The organism is Oerskovia sp. PE-21s, assembly GCF_056158145.1.
Genome location: NZ_JBUXJM010000005.1, coordinates 95,649 through 113,542, shown reverse-complemented (window position 1 = coordinate 113,542; position 17,894 = coordinate 95,649). Strand labels below are relative to the sequence as shown.

Below are 17,894 nucleotides of genomic sequence, written 5' to 3'. Positions count from 1 at the left end.
GCCCGTGCCGCCGGTCACGAGGACCGGCGGCACGGGCTGCGTACTCAGGGGTTGCGCCGTCCTGACGAGGTCAGGACTTCTTCGCGCGGGAGAACGCGCGGGCGCGCTCGGTCTGGTCGAGGATGACCTTGCGGATGCGCACGACCTCGGGGGTGACCTCGACGCACTCGTCCTCGCGGGCGAACTCGAGCGACTCCTCGAGCGTCAGGTGCTTCGGGGGCGTCAGGTTCTCGAAGGTGTCGGAAGACGCCGCACGCATGTTGGTGAGCTTCTTCTCCTTCGTGATGTTGACGTCCATGTCCTCGTTGCGCGAGTTCTCGCCGACGATCATGCCCTCGTAGACCTCCTGGGTGGGGTCGACGAAGAAGGAGCCGCGCTCCTGCAGGTTGATCATCGCGAACGGCGTCACGACGCCCGCACGGTCGGCGACGAGCGAACCGTTCACACGGGTCTCGATCGGGCCGGCCCACGGCTCGTAGCCCTCTGCGATCGAGGAAGCGATGCCGGTACCGCGCGTGTCCGTGAGGAAGCGGGTGCGGAAGCCGATCAGGCCACGCGCCGGGACGACGAACTCCATGCGGACCCAGCCCGTGCCGTGGTTCGACATGGTCTCCATGCGGCCCTTGCGCTGCGCGAGGAGCTGCGTGACGTTCCCCAGGTACTCCTCGGGGACGTCGATCGTCATGCGCTCCATGGGCTCGTGGCGCTTGCCGTCGACCTGCTTGGTGACGACCTGGGGCTTGCCCACGGTCAGCTCGAAGCCCTCACGCCGCATCTGCTCGACGAGGATGGCGAGCGCCAGCTCACCACGACCCTGGACCTCCCACGCGTCGGGACGCTCGGTCGGCAGGACGCGCAGCGACACGTTGCCGATGAGCTCCTTGTCGAGGCGGTCCTTGACCTGGCGGGCCGTGACCTTGTGGCCCTTGCCACCCTTGCCCGCGAGCGGCGAGGTGTTGATACCGATCGTCATCGAGATGGCCGGGTCGTCGACCGTGATGAGCGGCAGCGGACGCGGGTCGTCGGGGTCCGTGAGGGTCTCACCGATGGTGATGTCCTCGATGCCGGCGACCGCGACGATCTCGCCGGGGCCCGCCGAGTCGGTGGGCACGCGGGTGAGCGCCTTGGTCTCGAGCAGCTCGGTGATCTTGACGTTCTGCATCGTGCCGTCGGCACGGGCCCACGCCACGGTCTGGCCCTTGTGGATGGTGCCGTTGAAGATGCGCAGCAGCGCGAGGCGGCCGAGGAACGGCGACGCGTCGAGGTTGGTGACGTGAGCCTGGAGCGGCGCGCCCTCCTCGTACGTGGGGGCCGGGATCTTGTCGAGGATGACCTTGAACAGGGGCTCGAGGTTCTCGCTGTCGGGGACCGAGCCGTCTGCGGGCTGCTCCGTCGAGGCGCGCCCGACCTTGGCCGCGGCGTAGACGACGGGCATGTCGAGGATCGCGTCGAGGTCGAGGTCGGGGACCTCGTCGGCGAGGTCGCTCGCGAGTCCCAGCAGCAGGTCGGTCGCCTCGGCGACGACCTCCTCGATGCGCGAGTCGGGGCGGTCCGTCTTGTTGACCACGAGGATCACGGGCAGCTTGGCGACGAGCGCCTTGCGCAGCACGAAGCGCGTCTGGGGCAGCGGGCCCTCCGACGCGTCGACCAGGAGCACGACACCGTCGACCATGGACAGGCCGCGCTCGACCTCGCCACCGAAGTCGGCGTGGCCCGGGGTGTCGATCACGTTGATCGTGATGCCGTCGGGCTGACCGGCAGCGATCGCTGCGGGACCGGCGTAGTGCACGGCGGTGTTCTTCGCGAGGATCGTGATGCCCTTCTCGCGCTCCAGGTCACCGGAGTCCATGGCCCGCTCGTCGACGTGCGCGTGAGCGCCGAAGGCGCCGGACTGGTGCAGCATCGCGTCGACGAGGGTCGTCTTGCCGTGGTCGACGTGGGCGACGATCGCCACGTTGCGCAGGTCAGAGCGCACAGACATACAGAACTCATTTCGGGAGAGGAGCGAGCGACGGAGGATTCCGCCCGAGTTGGTGGCCGGCGGACGGGCGCCGCCCGCGCAGAGCACGCGCGCGCCGTCGTCCGGGCACGGCTATCTTACCGGGTGGCAGCCAGTGCGTGGAGAGGGTGCTCCGTCACACCCGCTCGTCACGCTCCCCAGACGCGAGATGCCCGACGACGGCGGGTGCCGTCGTCGGGCATCTCACCCGTGCTGCGGACGTCAGGGCTGCTGCGGGATGCGGTCGCCCTCGATGTTCTCGCGGCGGTCCGCCTGCGAGCGCAGGAGCGCGTCGACCTCGTTCGCCTCGTCCCTGGCGATGTCCTTCGCCTCGTTGACGAGCAGGAGGTCGCGGGCCTCGCGACGCACGCGCTGCTGCTCCGGGTCCGGGACGGGCACCGCGGCGAGAAGACGACGCGTGTAGTCGTCCCGCGGGGAGTTCACGACCTGCGCCGTGTCCCCGACCTCGACCAGCTTGCCGTGGTGCATCACCGCGATCCGGTCGGACAGGATCTCGACGACCGCGAGGTCGTGCGAGATGAACAGGCACGCGAAGCCGTGCTCGCGCTGCAGGTCCTGGAACAGGTCGAGGACCTTGGCCTGGACCGACACGTCGAGCGCCGACGTGGGCTCGTCCGCGACCAGCAGCTTGGGCTCGAGCGAGAGTGCACGGGCGATGCCCACGCGCTGACGCTGACCACCGGAGAGCTCGTGCGGGTAGCGGTTGCGCATGGCCCGCGGCAGCTCGACCTGGTCGAGCAGGCGCTCGACCTCGGTGCTCAGCGCCTTGCCCTTGATGCCCTTGTGGAGCATGAGGGGCTCGCCGATCGACTCACCGATCGGCAGGCGCGGGTTGAGCGACGACCCCGGGTCCTGGAAGACGATCCCGACCTGGTTGCGCAGCGGACGCAGGTCGCGAGCGCGCGCCCCCACCATGTTCTGGCCGACGATCGTCAGCTCGCCGCCCGTGACGGGCAGGAGGCCCACCGCGGCACGACCGATCGTCGTCTTGCCCGAGCCCGACTCGCCCACGAGCCCGACGACCTCGCCCTGGCGGATCGTCAGGTTGACCTGGTCCACCGCGCGGAAGCCCGGTGCACGGCCACGGCCCGGGTACTCGATGACCATGTCCTTGGCCTCGAGCACGACCGGACGCTCGTCGACGACGGCCTGCGCCGGCTCGACGACCTCGGCGCGCGCGGTGCCGAGGTGCGGGACCGCGTCCAGCAGCCGCTGCGTGTAGGGGTGCTGGGGCGAGGAGAAGATCTGCGCCGCAGTCCCCTCCTCCACGACCAGGCCGTTCTTCATGACGAGGATGCGGTCCGCCATGTCGGCGACGACACCCATGTCGTGGGTGATGAGGATGATGCCCGAGTCGATGCGGTGACGTAGGTCGCGCATGAGCTTGAGGATCTCGGCCTGGACCGTCACGTCGAGGGCCGTGGTCGGCTCGTCGGCGATGAGCAGGCGCGGGTCGCACGCCAGCGCCTGCGCGATCATGGCGCGCTGGCGCTGACCGCCCGAGAGCTGGTGCGGGTAGGAGTCGAACCGGCGCTCGGGCTCGGGGATCTCCACGAGCGTGAGCAGCTCGATCGCGCGCTTCTTGGCGTCCTTGGGACCCATGTCGAAGTGCGTGCGGAGCGTCTCGACGATCTGGAACCCGACGGTGTACACCGGGTTGAGCGCCGTCATGGGCTCCTGGAAGATCACCGAGATCTCCTTGCCACGGATGTGGCGGAGCTTGCTCGTGGACATCCCGATGAGCTCACGGTCGCCGAGCTTCGCGCTACCGGTCGCCCGGCCGTTCGGCGGGAGCAGACCGATGAGGGACATCGACGACTGCGTCTTGCCCGAGCCGGACTCGCCCACGATCGCGAGCACCTCGCCCGGGTGGACGTCGTAGCTGACGCCGGACGCAGCGGGGAACCACTCGCCGTCGACGTAGAAGTCGACGCCGAGGTCACGGACGGTCAGCACGGGTTCGCCGGTGGGCGCCGGTGCCGCCTGGGGTGCTGTCTCGATTGCCACAGGTATCAGGATCCTTCCTGTATGCGACGGACGTCGGCGCTGGTCAGCGCTCCGGTCGATGTCTGCATCTCTGGGAGTATGGGCCCATGGGACCCACACACGTTTTCAGGTCGACGTACGGCCGGATACTGACCGGTGCCGCGGCGCTGGTCGCGCTCGTCACCCTGGTCAGCCTCGCGACGTCGGGGGGCGTCGAAGAAGTACTGCGCTACGGCGCGTGGCCGCTGCTGGCGGTGCTGGTCGTCTGGGCGCTCTTCTGGTACCCCGAGGTCCAGGTGAGCGACGGCGAGATCGTGCTGCGCAACGTGCTGCGCACGGTGCACGTCCCGTGGCCCACCTTCCGGAGCGTGGACTCGCACCTCGCGCTCAAGGTGACGACGACGAGAGGCACCTTCACGGCGTGGGCCGCACCCGCGAGCAGCGGCTCCGTGGCGAGGCTGCGCAACCCCCGCACGGTCGACCCCACCAAGGGCATGGTCGGCGACCGGCTGGTCAGCGGCGCCAACGCCGACGCGGTGGCCCTGGTGATCGGCGAACGCTACGAGGCGCTCCGATCGGCCGGCTACCTGGACGGCGACGACCACGGTCTCGCGCCCCGTACGACGTGGCACCTCGCGACCGTCGCCGGCCTCGTGGCGCTCACGGTCCTCGGGGTGCTCGCGCCGCAGCTCGGCTGAGCACGCCACCGGTACCGGCGGCACCCCGAGGGGGACCGTCGGCACCGGTGGCGTGAGGCCGGTCATGTCAGTTCCCGCCACCCATGGCCATGCCCGTCTGGCCGCCCTGGGCCTGCAACGGGATCGTGGTCTCGTGCGCCCTGCCGGCCGCGCGGTCCATCTTGCGCTGCGAGGGGATGCGCTTCTGGCGCGGGTCGAACGCGTCGCGCAGACCGTCGCCGATGAAGTTGATGCACAGCGCGATCACGACGATGAACAGACCGGGCCACCAGAACAGCCAGGGCCGCGTCGCGAACGACGACTGGTACTGGCTGATGAGCTGGCCGAGCGAGATGTCCGGCGCAACGATCCCGAAGCCCAGGTAGCTCAGCGCGGTCTCGAGGAGGATCGCCGAGCTCATGAGCAGCGTCGTCGCGACGATGATGACGCCGATCGCGTTCGGCAGGATGTGCTTGAAGATGATGCGCGAGTTGGACGCGCCCGCGACGCGTGCCGCGTCGACGAACTCCCGCTCGCGCAGGCTGAGGAACTCACCGCGCACCAGACGGGCCAGGCTCGGCCAGAGGATCAGGCCGAGCGCGGCACCGAAGATCGCCGCGCTGAGGGAGCCCGCCATCTTGCCGATGACGGCACCGATCACGATGGTCGGGACCGTGATGACGAGGTCGGTGAAACGCATGAGGACGCCGTCCGTGCGACCACGGAAGAAGCCCGAGAGCGAGCCGATCAGGACACCGAGCACGCAGGCGATCGTGCCGATGATGAACATGACCCCGAGAGAGGTCTGGGTGCCCTTCATGACGTAGTAGAACATGTCGTGCCCGTTCTCGTCCTGACCGAACGGGTGCTCGCCGATGGCGAAGCCGGACCCGCCGAGCCAGGTGGGCATGCTCAACGTGGGCGCTCCGCCCGAGTTGATGACCTTGCCCGACCCTGCACCCTGCGGCCACCATCCCGGCACCGGGCCGAAGCCCACCGAGGTGAAGGCGAGCAGCACGACGAGGATGAGGACGGCGAGCCCGACCATGGCGCCCTTGTGCCGGAAGAACCGGCTGCGGACGATCTGCCCCTGGGACAGGCCTTCGACGTCCTTGAGCTCGATCGCGTTCTCGATGGTGACCGAGTCGTCGCCGTTCTGGGGGTTCTGAGGGGTACTCATGCGTTCACCCGAATTCGTGGGTCGAGGGCAGCGTAGATCAGGTCCGCCACGATGTTGGCGATGATCGCGAGCGCAGCGGTGATCAGGAGGTAGGCCATGACCGGCTCGATCTCAGCCTCCTGGAGCGAGTTGAGGAAGAGCGCGCCCATGCCGGGCCTGTTGAAGATCCGCTCCGTGACGACCGCACCACCGATGAGCGTGATGACGTCGATCGGGACGATCGTCGCGAGCGGGATCAACGAGTTGCGGAAGCCGTGGCGCATGATGACGGTGCGCTCGCTCAGCCCCTTGGCGCGGGCCGTGCGGATGTAGTCCTGGCTCATGACCTCGAGCATGCTCGAGCGCGAGTAGCGCGTGTACCCCGCGAAGGCGACCAGGATCAGCGTCAGGGTCGGCAGCAGCAGGTGCGTGTACTGGTCGAGGACCTGGACCCAGTAGTTGCCGCCGAGGTTCGGGGTCCGGTCACCGAACGTCGCGATGGGACGGCCGTTGATCGCGTTCGAGTTCACGTACGCGGGCCAGACCTGCATGACACGGTCGACGTAGATCATGGCCGCGACCACGAACGCCGTGATCCCGCCGGTCCGCGCGGAGACACCCCAGTCGGGTCCGCGGAACAGGAAGCCGACCAGGACGCCCACGCCGATCGCGACGAGCGCGAGGCCGAACATCATGAGGTGCGACGGGGTGACCGCGCTGAAGAAGCCCTGGAGCGGGTAGTAGAGGGCCACGCCGATGGCCACGGTCGCGAGCGCCGTGTAGAGGGCGCGGCGGTTGCGCAGGCCCGCGGAGAGCGCGGTCAGCGCGAACGCGAAGCCGACACCGGTGATGGCGATCAGCACGGGGCCCAGCTGCGGCCTGGACCACCAGTCGGTGAGCTGGACGTAGAGCATGACGCCGAGCGTGGCCGCGAAGGCCAGGCCGAAGGTCTGCAGCCTGCGCTTGACCGAACCGCCGATCGCGAGCACCCACAGCAGGCCCATGAGCGCCGCGACGACGATCAGGACCGGTATCGACAGGGCCGGGTCCGCGAGGAAGTCGTTGAACCCGATGGCCCCCCACTGCTTGAGGAGGACGGCGACCCAGAACGAGGGCAGCGAGTAGAGCAGGAAGGACAGGAAGATGATCAGGTAGTCGAACGTCGCGTACTGGCGCAGGGCGCTGACGATACCGACCGAGACACCGAGGATCAGCGACAGGACCGTGGCGGCCGTCACGAGCTGGAGGGTCGAGCCGATCGCGTGCGAGACCATCGTGCCGACGTCCTGCCCGGAGCGCCAGGCGATGCCGAAGTCTCCCTGGAAGGCGTGGCCGAGCCACTGGAAGAAGCGCACCACGACGTTGGTGTCGAGGTTGAGCATGTCCTCGCGTGCGGCGATGCGGGCCGCCTTGTCCGCTCCGCGGTACTCCCGGAGGTCGGCCAAGGGGTCGATCGCCAGATCGACCAGGAGGTACATCAAGAAGATGGCCACGAACAGAGTGGCTATGCCGGCCAGAAGGCGGCGCGTAATGAACGTCAACACGTTGGGATAAACCTCGCAGACGACTGAGGACTCGCGATCAGCGAGTCATTCTATTCCGCGGCCTGGCAGATGATGCACGGCGGATACTGCTGGCCGGCGTGTGCAGGCACGCGCGAGGGCGCCGGATGGGTGCTTCCGGCGCCCTCTCGTCGTCTCCGACCGAGGAGATCTTACGCGCTCGCGGGGAGGGGATCACACCCTCCCCGCGAGCGACTCGTCTCACCTGACGGAGTCGGTACTACTTGCTGGCCTCGGCGTTGCCGGTCGTCCAGTCCCAGAACCCGTAGAAGATGCCCGGGGCGATCGTGAGCGGCTTGACGCCCGAGATCTTGGACTCGTTCCAGGCGGTGACGCCCGGGAACTGGAAGATGGTCACGCCGAACGCGTCGTCGACGAGGTGCTTCTCGACGTCGCCGAGGATGCGGGTCTGCTCGGCCGGGTCGGTCTCGGTCTGCAGCTCGTCGAACAGCGCGTCGACCTCAGGGTTGGAGTACCCGTAGTGGTTGTTCGTCGCGCCGGTGCGGTAGTTCGCGTCCGACTCGGTCACGGCGGTCGAGGTCGACTGCCAGCCGAAGAGCGCCGCGTCGTAGAACGACTTCGCGCTGCTCAGGTCCGTGCCCCAGTCGGTCTGGACCTGGTACGGCGTGACCGTGAAGCCGGCCAGCGCGGCCGACTCGGTGATGAGCTGCGACTGGTTGACACGACGCGTGTTGTTGGGGTCGAACAGCAGGCGGACGGAGACGGGCGAGGTGACGCCGGCCTCGGCCAGGAGCGCCTTGGCGCCCTCGATGTCGACCTGGTCGTACTGCGACTGGCCGTTCGCCGCGACGATGTCGTCGTAGGCGGGCGAGCCGGGGACCGTGGTGTACGAGTTGCGGATCTCGGCGTCCGGGTTCAGCGGCTTGATCAGGTTGTCGATGATCTGCTGGCGCGGGATCGTCTTGAGGAACGCCTGGCGGACCTTCTTGGCCTTCTCGGCGTCGCCACCGTAGGTGACCGGGTCGAAGGGTCCACCGTTGGAGAACTGCAGGTCGACGTGCTCGTACGTGCCCTCGGTCGCGGACTCGACCTGGACGCCGTCGAGAGCACCGACCGCGGAGAGGATGTCAGCCGTGGACTGCGGGTTGATGAGGTCGACCTCACCGTTCTGCAGTGCCTGGACCTGGCCCATCGGGTCGCCGTTGTAGCGGATGGTGACCTGGTCGATGCCGGCCTTGTGCTCGCCCTTGTACGACTCGTTGGCCTTCAGCGTGACGTACTGGTCCTTGACGAAGTCCGTCATGACGTACGCGCCGCTCGAGAGGTAGAGGTTCTCGTCGTCGGGGAGCTCGGTGTAGTTGAAGTCCTTGTTCCAGACGTTCGCGATCTTCTGCAGGCTCGCGATGTCACCGTCCTGGATGGCCTTCACGACGGCGTCGCTCGCCTCGGCAGCGTCCTCGATGCCGAGCGCGCGCTGGCCCACGACGTGTGCCGGGAGGTTCGGGGCGATCGCCGTCTCCCAGTCCGCGAAGGGCTTGGAGTAGGTGAACGTGATCGAGTCGTCCTCGATGACGGGGACGTCGGTCACGAGCGAGATGCCCGGGGACGAGGCGTCGAAGTAGACGCCGGCGTCGACGGCCTCCTGGTTCGTGACCTCGCCGGTCTCCTCGTCGTACTCCGGCTCGACGTTGTTGTACTTACCGGTCTGGGCGACCCACTCGAGGAGGAGGTCGGCGGGGCCGGCCGCGACGCCGTCGGACCAGCCGGCGGTGTCCGCGTAGGTGTACTTGATCGTCAGCGGGTCGTCGGAGACCTTCTCGTACGTGCCGTACGACTCGTCCGGAACCAGGTTCAGGTCCTCGTCGTAGTAGTTGAAGCCGGCGCGCATGAGGTAGAGCACGACGTTGTTCGCCGTGGCGTTACCGGTCATGGAGTTGCCGTTGTACGAGTAGAACGGCTGGTTCCACGCGATGTTGACGCTCTCGCTGTCGTTGATGCCTGCGCCGTCGTCGCTGTTGCCGTCGCCGGACCCACCGGCGCACGCGGAGAGCGCCAGTGCGCTCGCCGCCACGGCTGCGACAGCCGCAGACTTCCGTGAGATCTTCAATGTTCCTCCTCAAGGGGATGGTGGGTTCCCCGTCGACGTGCCCCGCAGCAGCACTGCGCGCGGAGCTCGGCGACACTCGCGGGAGACCCACCATTGGTTTGGGGCAACGGTACCGACCAAGATGGGCGACTTCACCCGGTTGCACCTTTCGAGCGGCCGATCGTTACCGAGTTGATACTGGCCGGTACGGTGCTGTTTCCCATTCGATACCCGGAGAAACCGGTACGTAACGGACCGGAAACACAGGACGGGCGCCCCCTGCGTCTCACGATGCGGCGGCGCCCGTCCCATAACCGGCGAATGTGGCAGACCTCATAGCGGCCCGCCAGGGGTCAGACGTTGAAGCGGAACTCCACCACGTCGCCGTCGACCATCACGTAGTCCTTGCCCTCGATGCGGGCCTTGCCGGCCGCCCGGGCCGCCGCCACGGAGCCCGTCTCGACGAGGTCGTCGAACGAGATCACCTCGGCCTTGATGAAGCCCCGCTCGAAGTCGGTGTGGATGACCCCGGCTGCCTGCGGCGCGGTCCATCCCTTGCGGATGGTCCAGGCGCGCGACTCCTTGGGCCCGGCCGTGAGATAGGTCTGCAGGCCGAGCGTGTCGAACCCGACGCGCGCGAGCTGGTCGAGACCGGACTCCTCCTGGCCCGTCTCCGCGAGCATCTCGGCGGCCTCCTCGGGCTCGAGCTCGACGAGCTCGGACTCGAACTTGGCGTCGAGGAAGATCGCCTGCGCGGGCGCGACGAGCGCGCGCAGCTCGGCCTTGCGCTCCTCGTCCACGAGGCCCGCGTCGTCGGTGTTGAAGACGTAGATGAACGGCTTGGCCGTCATGAGCTGAAGGCTCGCGATCTCCGCCAGGTCCAGCCCGGCGGCCTTCGCGCCCTGGAACAGGGTGATGCCCTGCTCGAGCAGGGTCTGCGCCTTCTGGGCCGCGGCGAGCAGGACGGGGTCGCCCTTCTTGATCTTGACCTCCTTCTCGAGGCGCGGGAGCGCCTTCTCGAGGGTCTGGAGGTCCGCGAGGATCAGCTCGGTGCTGATGGTCTCGATGTCGTCCGCCGAGTCCGTCGACCCCTCGACGCGGATCACGTCGGGGTCGTCGAACGCGCGGGTCACCTGGCAGATCGCGTCCGCCTCACGGATGTTCGCGAGGAACTTGTTTCCGAGCCCCTCCCCCTCGCTCGCACCCTTGACGATGCCCGCGATGTCCACGAAGGACACGGTCGCGGGCAGGATGCGCTCGCTGCCGAAGATCTCCGCGAGCTTGTTCAGCCGCGGGTCCGGGAGGGACACGACGCCGACGTTCGGCTCGATCGTCGCGAACGGGTAGTTCGCCGCGAGGACCTGGTTGCGCGTCAGGGCGTTGAAGAGGGTGGACTTGCCGACGTTGGGCAGGCCGACGATGCCGATAGTTAGAGCCACGGGGCCTGAGTCTACGCCGAGCGACCGTGCGCGCCGCTCGCGCCGGAGCCGGCGGCCGGGCGCCCGGACGGCCTGACGGCGCCGCTCGCGCCGGGCGACCACGTGCACTGCTGCACGGGCGCACCTGGGCGAGCGGCGCCGTCGGGCCGCTGCGGGGACCGCCTACTTGTAGCTCATGACCTGCTGGAGGAGCTCCGGTCCGCGCTGGTCGACCAGGCGGCCGCCCCAGCGCATGCCCACCACGAGGAAGACCACCCCGAGGCCGACGCCCACGACCAGCGCGAGCCAGCCCCAGACCGCCACCCCCGTCAGGACGTTCGTGAGCGCCAGCCCCGCGGCCGGCAGGCACAGCGCCGTGAGGACCAGCATCGTGATCATCTGGGCGACCAGCGTCGCCATCGCGGCGCCCTGCGGAGACTTGAACGGGCTGTCCCCCGGCTTCGGCACCGGGTAGAGCAGGCGCGCCGAGACCACGCTCGACACGCCCAGCCCCGCACCCAGCACACCCAGGCTCAGCCCGATCGTGGCGACCAGGAGGTCCCAGCGACCCGTGAACGCGACCGAGCCCACCGCGAAGACCAGCACGACCGGCACCCCGATGACCGCGGCCGCGACCACACGGCCCGCGCGGTCCGCGAACCCGCTCACACCCGACGACACCTGGGTCCAGAACGCCGTGTGGTCGTACGCGACGTCCGCCGAGATCGCGAACCCGAAGGTGAAGGCCGTGACCGGGCCCAGCACGAGCATGAGCTCGACGAACCCGTCGCCGCCGTCGGCCCGCATGCTCGACCCGACGAACCACAGCAGGACCGGGAGCAGCGGGACCACGGCGATCGAACCCGAGTAGCGCGGGTCCCGGAACCAGTACGTCAGGCAGCGTGCCGCCACGGCTCCCACGGGCGTCGCGGGGAAACGGTCGAACCAGCCGAGCCCCTTGGACTTGCCGGCCGAGGCTCCGCCGTGCGGCGCGACCAGGGCCTTGGCGAGCGCGCGGTCCCACACGACCCACGCCGCGACCAGGACGACCACCGCGATGGCGAGCCGCGCGAGCGCGAGGCCCCAGGCGCCGTCGGACACCGCGGACGCGACCGCCCACGGCGCACCGAACGGCGTCCAGCCCAGGACGTCCGCGATGACCGGCAGCACCTCCTGGCCGCGCGCGATCGCCGACGTCGCCCAGCCGATGATCGGCCCGGCGAGCATGAGCGGCACGAACGCCGCGATCGACAGGACCTCGCGGTAGCGCCGCGAGTCGAGCAGCGGGGCGAGCGCGGTCGTCGTCGCACGGGACCCGACGACGCACAGCGCGACCGCGAGCAGCGCGCCCACGAGCGCGGCCAGGGCCGCGAGCGGCGAACGCCACCACGCGAGCGCCGTCCCGGCCGAGGCGACGAGCGTCACGATCCCCGGGATGCCCACGAGACCCGCGACCGCGAGCCCCGCGAGGAGCTGACGCTGCGGGACCGCGAACGTCACGAAGCGCTGCGGGTCGAGCGTCGCGTCCACGCCGAACGCGAACAGCGGCACGATCCACCACGCGAGCACGACGACCGAGCCGACGATCGTGATGATCTGGCCCGCCACCTCGGGGGCCGTGGTGCCCAGGACCGTCAGGCCGATCAGGGCCATCGAGATGACGCCCAGCCCGTAGAGGATGCCGAGGACCAGCCCCACCGTCTGCCACACGCTCTTCTTGAGCGTGTTGCGCAGGAGGGTGAGCTTGAGCCTTACGAGGTGCGCAACCACGACAGCCCCTCCGTGGTGTGACGCCCGCCCACGAGGTCCACGAAACGGTCCTCCAGGCTCTGGCCCGCGCGGACCTCGTCCACGGTGCCGGCCGCGAGCACGTGCCCGCCCGCGATGACCGCGACGTGGTCGCACATGCGTTGGACCAGGTCCATGACGTGCGAGGACACGATGACCGTGCCGCCGCTCGCGACGTAGCCGTTGAGGATCTCGCGGATGTTGGCCGCGGAGACCGGGTCGACGGCCTCGAACGGCTCGTCGAGCACGAGCAGGTTCGGGGCGTGGATCAGTGCCGAGGCCAGCGCGATCTTCTTGGTCATGCCCGCCGAGTAGTCGACCACGAACGTGTTCGCGTCGGCCGCCAGCCCCAGGGCCTCGAGCAGGTCCGCGGTGCGCTCGGCGACCGTCTCGCGGTCCATGCCGCGCAGCAGGCCCGCGTACGTGATGAGCTGCGCGCCCGTGAGCCGGTCGAACAGGCGCACGCCGTCCGGGAGGATGCCCAGCAGACGCTTGCCCTCGAGCGGGTTCGCCCACAGGTCCAGGCCGTGCACGTGGACCGAGCCGAAGTCCGGGCGCAGCAGACCCGTGGCCATCGACAGCGCGGTCGTCTTGCCCGCGCCGTTGGGGCCGACGAGCCCGTAGAACGAGCCGGCGGGGACGTCGAGGTCGATGCCCGCCACGGCGACCTTCTCGCCGAACTTCTTCCACAGCCCGCGCACCGACAGCGCAGGGGCCGTGCCCGCCGCATAGGTCGGGGGTGTGGGCGTCGCAGGGGCGAGCACCGGCGCGGCGGTCTGCAGGCCAGGCGTCGCGGGTGCTGCCGGGGCGGTGTCGTCGACGGGTGGGAACTGGTCGCGGGGCTCAGGATCGTGGGCCATACGGACAAACCTAGTGGAGCCGGACGGCCTCTCCCCAGGAGATATGTCACGTCTTTCCAGGTGGGAGCCGGATTCACCCGCGCGGGCCGTCGCGCGAGGACCTCCGACGCGCCCGACGACGCAGCTCCCCGTCCCGTGTGGGTACCACCTGGCAGAGTGCGGGCATGGACAACGCCCTGCCGTGGCTCATGCTCGTCGTCGGACTCCTCGTGGGAGCCCTCCTGGGCTGGCTCGCGCGCCGCACCTCCCCCGACTCCGGGCGCGCCGAGATCGGCCGGCTCACCGGGCTCCTGACCCAGGCCCAGCAGGAGGCCGCGCGCGGCGCGGGCCTCGCCGAGCGCCTCGCCGCAGAGCGTGAAGGGTTCGAGCGTCAGCTCCGGACCGAGCGCGAGGCGTTCGGTCGCCAGCTCGCGGGCACCGAGCGCGCCGCGGACGAACGCTTCGACATCGAGCGCGCCAACCACGAGCGGGCGATCGAGGAGCTGCGCGCCGGTTCCGAGAAGCGGCTCGCAGAGATCCGCGGCGACCAGGCCCGGCTCGAGGCCCAGTTCGAGGCCCTCGCGCGCAAGGCGCTCGCGACCAGCTCCGAGCAGTTCCTCACGCAGGCCGAGGAGCGCTTCAAGCGCAGCCAGCAGGTCGGGGAGGCCGAGCTCGCCAAGCGCGAGCAGGCCGTGCAGCAGCTCGTCGAGCCCCTCAGCAAGGCCCTCGACCAGGTCAAGGCCGAGGTCTCCGCCGCAGAGCAGGCGCGCCGCGAGGCACACGGCACGCTCGCCGAGCAGGTCCGCGGCATGCGCCACGACTCCGAGGCCCTGCGCGCCGAGACCGCCCAGCTCGTGACCGCGCTGCGCTCCTCGCAGGTCCGCGGCGCCTGGGGCGAGCTCCAGCTGCGCCGCGTCGTCGAAGCCGCGGGCATGATCCCCCACGTCGACTTCATGGAGCAGGACCAGGTCAGCACCGACGACGGTGCGCTGCGCCCCGACATGGTCATCAAGCTCGCAGGCGGCAAGAACATCGTGGTCGACGCCAAGGTCGCCTTCCTCGGCTACCTCGACGCGCAGCAGACCACCGACCCCCGTGTCCGGGAGGAACGGCTCGCCGCGCACGCACGCCACTTCCGCAAGCACATCGACGACCTCGCGGGCAAGCGGTACTGGGACCAGTTCAGCCCCGCGCCGGAGTTCGTCGTCATGTTCGTCCCCGCCGAGTCGTTCCTGTCGGCCGCGATCGAGCAGGACCCCTCGATCCTGGAGTACGCGGTCGCGAAGAACGTCATCATCGCGGCCCCGATGACCATGATCGCTCTGCTGCGGACCGTCGCCTACGCCTGGCGGCAGGACGCGCTCGCCGCGAACGCCCAGCAGGTCCTCACGCTCGGCAAGGAGCTCCACGGGCGCCTCGCCGTCATGGGCACCCACCTCGCCAAGCTCGGCCGGTCGATCCAGGGAGCCGCCGAGTCGTACAACAAGACCGTCGCGTCCCTCGAGACGCGCGTGCTCGTGAGCGCGCGCCGGTTCGCCGACCTCAACGTCGTCGACGAGGACCTCGAGACCCCCGCCGCGGCCAACCCGCAGCTCAGCGCGGTGAGCGCCCCCGAGCTCCTCGCCTCGGTCCACGAGAGCTTCGTCGCGATCGACGAGATCCCGGGGTCGCGCGCAGGCGCCGCTCCGGCGGACGACGAGCAGGAACCGCTCGACGCCGGGATGCTCGGGACCATCAACGCCCCCGGGCGGCACGAACGCGACCGGGGAGCGGACGCGTCCTGACGTGACGACGGACGAGGCCCGTCCCGGAGCGTCCGGGACGGGCCTCGTGCACGTCAGCGAGCCAGCGTCAGACGGGCTCGACCGAGAGCGCCGTGCGGTTCTCGCGACGCGGGCGCGCAGGCGCGTTGCCCGCGGCCTTGAGGTCCGCGCGCAGCTCCTTGGGGAGCGAGAACATGAGGTCCTCGGTCGCGGTGCGCACCTCCTGCACGTCGCCGTAGCCGCGCTCGGCCAGGTACGCCAGGACGTCGTTCACGAGGATCTCCGGGACCGAGGCCCCCGAGGTCACACCGACGGTCGTCACGCCCTCGAGCCACGACTCGTCCATCTCCTGTGCGCGGTCGATGCGGTACGACGCGTCCGCGCCGGCGCCCAGGGCGACCTCGACGAGACGCACCGAGTTCGACGAGTTCGCCGACCCGACCACGATCACGAGCTCGCACGCGGGCGCGAGCTTCTTCACCGCGACCTGACGGTTCTGCGTCGCGTAGCAGATGTCGTCCGACGGCGGGTTCTGCAGCGTCGGGAACCGTTCGCGCAGGCGGTCGACCGTCTCCATGGTCTCGTCGACCGACAGCGTCGTCTGCGAGATCCACACGACCTTCTCCGGGTCGCGGACCGTGACGTTCGCGGCGTCGTCGGGCGAGTTGACGATCTGGACGTGGTCCGGGGCCTCGCCTGCGGTGCCCTCGACCTCCTCGTGGCCCTCGTGGCCGATCAGCAGGATGTCGTAGTCGTCCGCCGCGAAGCGCACGGCCTCCTTGTGCACCTTGGTGACCAGGGGGCACGTCGCGTCGATCGTCTGGAGGTTGCGCTGGGCGGCCGCCTCGTGGACCGCGGGCGAGACGCCGTGCGCCGAGAACACGACGCGCGCGCCCTCGGGCACCTCGTCGGTCTCGTCGACGAAAACCGCGCCCTTGTCGCTCAGCGACTCGACGACGTACTTGTTGTGCACGATCTCCTTGCGGACGTACACGGGGGCACCGTAGTGCTCGAGCGCCTTCTCGACCGCGATCACCGCACGGTCGACGCCCGCGCAGTAGCCGCGGGGGGCGGCGAGGAGGACACGCTTACCAGTCGGGGAAGTCACGCCACAAGTCTAGGTGACGGGTCTGCGGCGCTCGGCCTGGCGGCCGGGTCCGGGCAGGCTCCGGGCCATGTCCTGGCAGCAACTCCACAGGATCCCCACGGGTCCGCCGGCCAAGACCGGCGGGTGCGTGCGGGATCGGCGCCTGTCACACCCATGAGGCAGGCTTGACCCGTGACCGACCGACCCGCCGACCCCACCGGCCCCCCGGCCTCCCCGGTACAGCCGCCCGCGCAGCCGACCGCGCTCCCCGTCCGGGCCCTCGACACGAGCGCCGAGCACCCCTGGCCCGTCCGGCTCCTGTCGAGCAAGATCACCGCGTACATCGACAAGATGGCGCCGGTCTGGGTCGAGGGGCAGGTCGTGCAGCTCAACCGTCGTCCCGGCGCCTCGATGGCCTTCCTCACGCTCCGTGACACGGACGCCGACATGTCCCTCCCGGTCGCCGCGATGGCCCGGGTCTTCGACGCAGCGAGCACGCCGCTCGCCGAGGGTGCGCACGTCGTCGTCCACGCCAAGCCCGTGTTCTGGCCCAAGCGCGGTTCGTTCCAGCTCCAGGCGAGCGAGGTCCGCACGGTCGGGATCGGCGAGCTCCTGGCCCGGATCGAGCACCTCAAGCGCATCCTCGCGGCCGAGGGCCTGTTCGACGCGGACCGCAAGGTCCCGCTCCCGTTCCTGCCCGCTGTCGTGGGCCTCGTGTGCGGCCGCGAGTCCAAGGCCGAGCACGACGTCGTCGTCAACGCCCGCGCACGCTGGCCCCAGGTGCGCTTCGAGATCCGCGAGGTCGCGGTGCAGGGCGCGAGCGCTGTCTCGCAGGTGAGCGCCGCGATCGCCGAGCTCGACGCGCGCCCCGACGTCGACGTGATCGTGGTCGCGCGCGGCGGTGGCGCGGTCGAGGACCTCCTGCCGTTCAGCAACGAGGCGCTCGTCCGGGCGGCGGCCGCGTGCCGCACTCCCCTGGTCAGCGCGATCGGCCACGAGACCGACACCCCGCTCCTCGACCTGGTCGCGGACTACCGCGCCTCGACGCCCACGGACGCGGCCAAGCGCATCGTGCCCGACGTGGGCGAGGAGCGTGCGCGCGTGCTGCAGGCCCGGTCACGGATCCGGGCCGCGATCACGCACCAGCTCCAGCGTGAGCAGTCGCGTCTCGACAGCGCGCGCTCTCGTCCGGTCCTCGCGGCCCCCGAGACCATGATCTCCACACGCGAGCAGCAGGTGCTCGCGGCCCGGGACCGGGCCCGCCGCTCGCTCGACGCGATCCTGCTCCGCGCGCACGGCGAGGTCGACCGCCTCGCGGCCCAGGTGCGCGCGCTGTCCCCCGCGTCGACGCTCGAGCGGGGCTACGCCGTCGTGCACGGACCGGACGGCGGGATCGTCCGCTCCCCCGAGGACGTGAGCCCCGGCGACGCCCTGCACGTGCGCCTCGCGAGCGGCGCGATCGACGCGACCGTTCGCTGACCCGATCCCTCCGGCCGGTCCGGGCCCAGCCCGCCCAGCCCACCGTCCCGCTCTCCGACGCCCCAGCCC

At 70.0% G+C, this 17,894-nt stretch carries 12 protein-coding genes; 3 read left to right on the top strand and 9 right to left on the bottom strand.

Annotated features, from left to right (window positions below; translation table 11 throughout):
- Positions 1-70: 70 nt before the first annotated feature.
- The gene (gene typA / locus ACZDYF_RS11585; protein WP_191788801.1) at positions 71-1,981 is read right to left on the bottom strand and encodes a translational GTPase TypA; all 1,911 of its coding nucleotides are present in this window, start codon (positions 1,979-1,981) and stop codon (positions 71-73) included.
- Between the two features lie 240 nt (positions 1,982-2,221).
- Positions 2,222-4,027 (bottom strand): ABC transporter ATP-binding protein, encoded by a 1,806-nt coding sequence (locus tag ACZDYF_RS11580; RefSeq protein ID WP_191788800.1) that lies wholly within the window; start codon positions 4,025-4,027, stop codon positions 2,222-2,224.
- Positions 4,028-4,113: 86 nt separating this feature from the next.
- Between ACZDYF_RS11580 and ACZDYF_RS11575 the strand changes: the two genes are divergently transcribed.
- The gene (locus tag ACZDYF_RS11575; RefSeq protein WP_191788799.1) at positions 4,114-4,704 is read left to right on the top strand and encodes a PH domain-containing protein; all 591 of its coding nucleotides are present in this window, start codon (positions 4,114-4,116) and stop codon (positions 4,702-4,704) included.
- A gap of 67 nt (positions 4,705-4,771) precedes the next feature.
- Here ACZDYF_RS11575 and ACZDYF_RS11570 read toward each other — a convergent pair whose 3' ends face one another.
- The 6 genes from ACZDYF_RS11570 to ACZDYF_RS11545 all read right to left on the bottom strand — a co-directional run bounded on the left by ACZDYF_RS11570 (position 4,772) and on the right by ACZDYF_RS11545 (position 13,517).
- Positions 4,772-5,863 carry an ABC transporter permease gene (locus ACZDYF_RS11570; protein WP_191788798.1) on the bottom strand — a complete coding sequence of 364 codons (1,092 nt, stop codon included), beginning with the start codon at positions 5,861-5,863 and terminating at the stop codon, positions 4,772-4,774.
- On the bottom strand, positions 5,860-7,335 hold the full coding sequence (locus tag ACZDYF_RS11565; protein ID WP_475056740.1) for an ABC transporter permease: 1,476 nt from the start codon (positions 7,333-7,335) through the stop codon (positions 5,860-5,862). The genes ACZDYF_RS11570 and ACZDYF_RS11565 overlap by 4 nt, the downstream gene beginning before the upstream one ends.
- Positions 7,336-7,624: 289 nt before the next feature.
- Complete coding sequence (locus ACZDYF_RS11560) at positions 7,625-9,472, bottom strand: ABC transporter family substrate-binding protein (protein WP_475056738.1); 1,848 nt, start codon at positions 9,470-9,472, stop codon at positions 7,625-7,627.
- 332 nt (positions 9,473-9,804) lie between these two features.
- A complete protein-coding gene (ychF, locus tag ACZDYF_RS11555) occupies positions 9,805-10,890 on the bottom strand; it encodes a redox-regulated ATPase YchF (protein ID WP_191788795.1) in 1,086 nt (361 codons plus the stop codon).
- A 162-nt stretch (positions 10,891-11,052) separates the two neighbouring features.
- Positions 11,053-12,639: a hypothetical protein gene (locus tag ACZDYF_RS11550; RefSeq protein ID WP_475056735.1), complete on the bottom strand. Its 1,587-nt coding sequence runs from the start codon at positions 12,637-12,639 to the stop codon at positions 11,053-11,055.
- Positions 12,621-13,517, bottom strand: a complete 897-nt coding sequence (locus tag ACZDYF_RS11545; RefSeq protein WP_475056733.1) for an ABC transporter ATP-binding protein — start codon at positions 13,515-13,517, stop codon at positions 12,621-12,623. The genes ACZDYF_RS11550 and ACZDYF_RS11545 overlap by 19 nt, the downstream gene beginning before the upstream one ends.
- 164 nt (positions 13,518-13,681) lie before the next feature.
- Between ACZDYF_RS11545 and ACZDYF_RS11540 the strand changes: the two genes are divergently transcribed.
- Complete coding sequence (locus ACZDYF_RS11540; RefSeq protein WP_475056731.1) at positions 13,682-15,280, top strand: DNA recombination protein RmuC; 1,599 nt, start codon at positions 13,682-13,684, stop codon at positions 15,278-15,280.
- Positions 15,281-15,347: 67 nt separating this feature from the next.
- On the opposite strand, the gene ACZDYF_RS11535 is transcribed toward ACZDYF_RS11540, so the two are convergent.
- Positions 15,348-16,367, bottom strand: a complete 1,020-nt coding sequence (locus tag ACZDYF_RS11535; protein ID WP_191788791.1) for a 4-hydroxy-3-methylbut-2-enyl diphosphate reductase — start codon at positions 16,365-16,367, stop codon at positions 15,348-15,350.
- Between the two features lie 171 nt (positions 16,368-16,538).
- Here ACZDYF_RS11535 and xseA point away from each other — a divergent pair, with 171 nt between their 5' ends.
- Entirely contained in the window at positions 16,539-17,825 is a 1,287-nt protein-coding gene (gene xseA / locus ACZDYF_RS11530) for an exodeoxyribonuclease VII large subunit (protein ID WP_475056728.1), read from the top strand.
- Positions 17,826-17,894: the final 69 nt, after the last annotated feature.

Bases quoted from the DNA above. Each gene is read 5' to 3' on its own strand.
- typA (WP_191788801.1), bottom strand. From the start codon at position 1,981: ATGTCTGTGCGCTCTGACCTGCGCAACGTGGCGATCGTCGCCCACGTC.
- ACZDYF_RS11575 (WP_191788799.1), top strand. From the start codon at position 4,114: ATGGGACCCACACACGTTTTCAGGTCGACGTACGGCCGGATACTGACC.
- ACZDYF_RS11570 (WP_191788798.1), bottom strand. From the start codon at position 5,863: ATGAGTACCCCTCAGAACCCCCAGAACGGCGACGACTCGGTCACCATC.
- ACZDYF_RS11545 (WP_475056733.1), bottom strand. From the start codon at position 13,517: ATGGCCCACGATCCTGAGCCCCGCGACCAGTTCCCACCCGTCGACGAC.
- ACZDYF_RS11540 (WP_475056731.1), top strand. From the start codon at position 13,682: ATGGACAACGCCCTGCCGTGGCTCATGCTCGTCGTCGGACTCCTCGTG.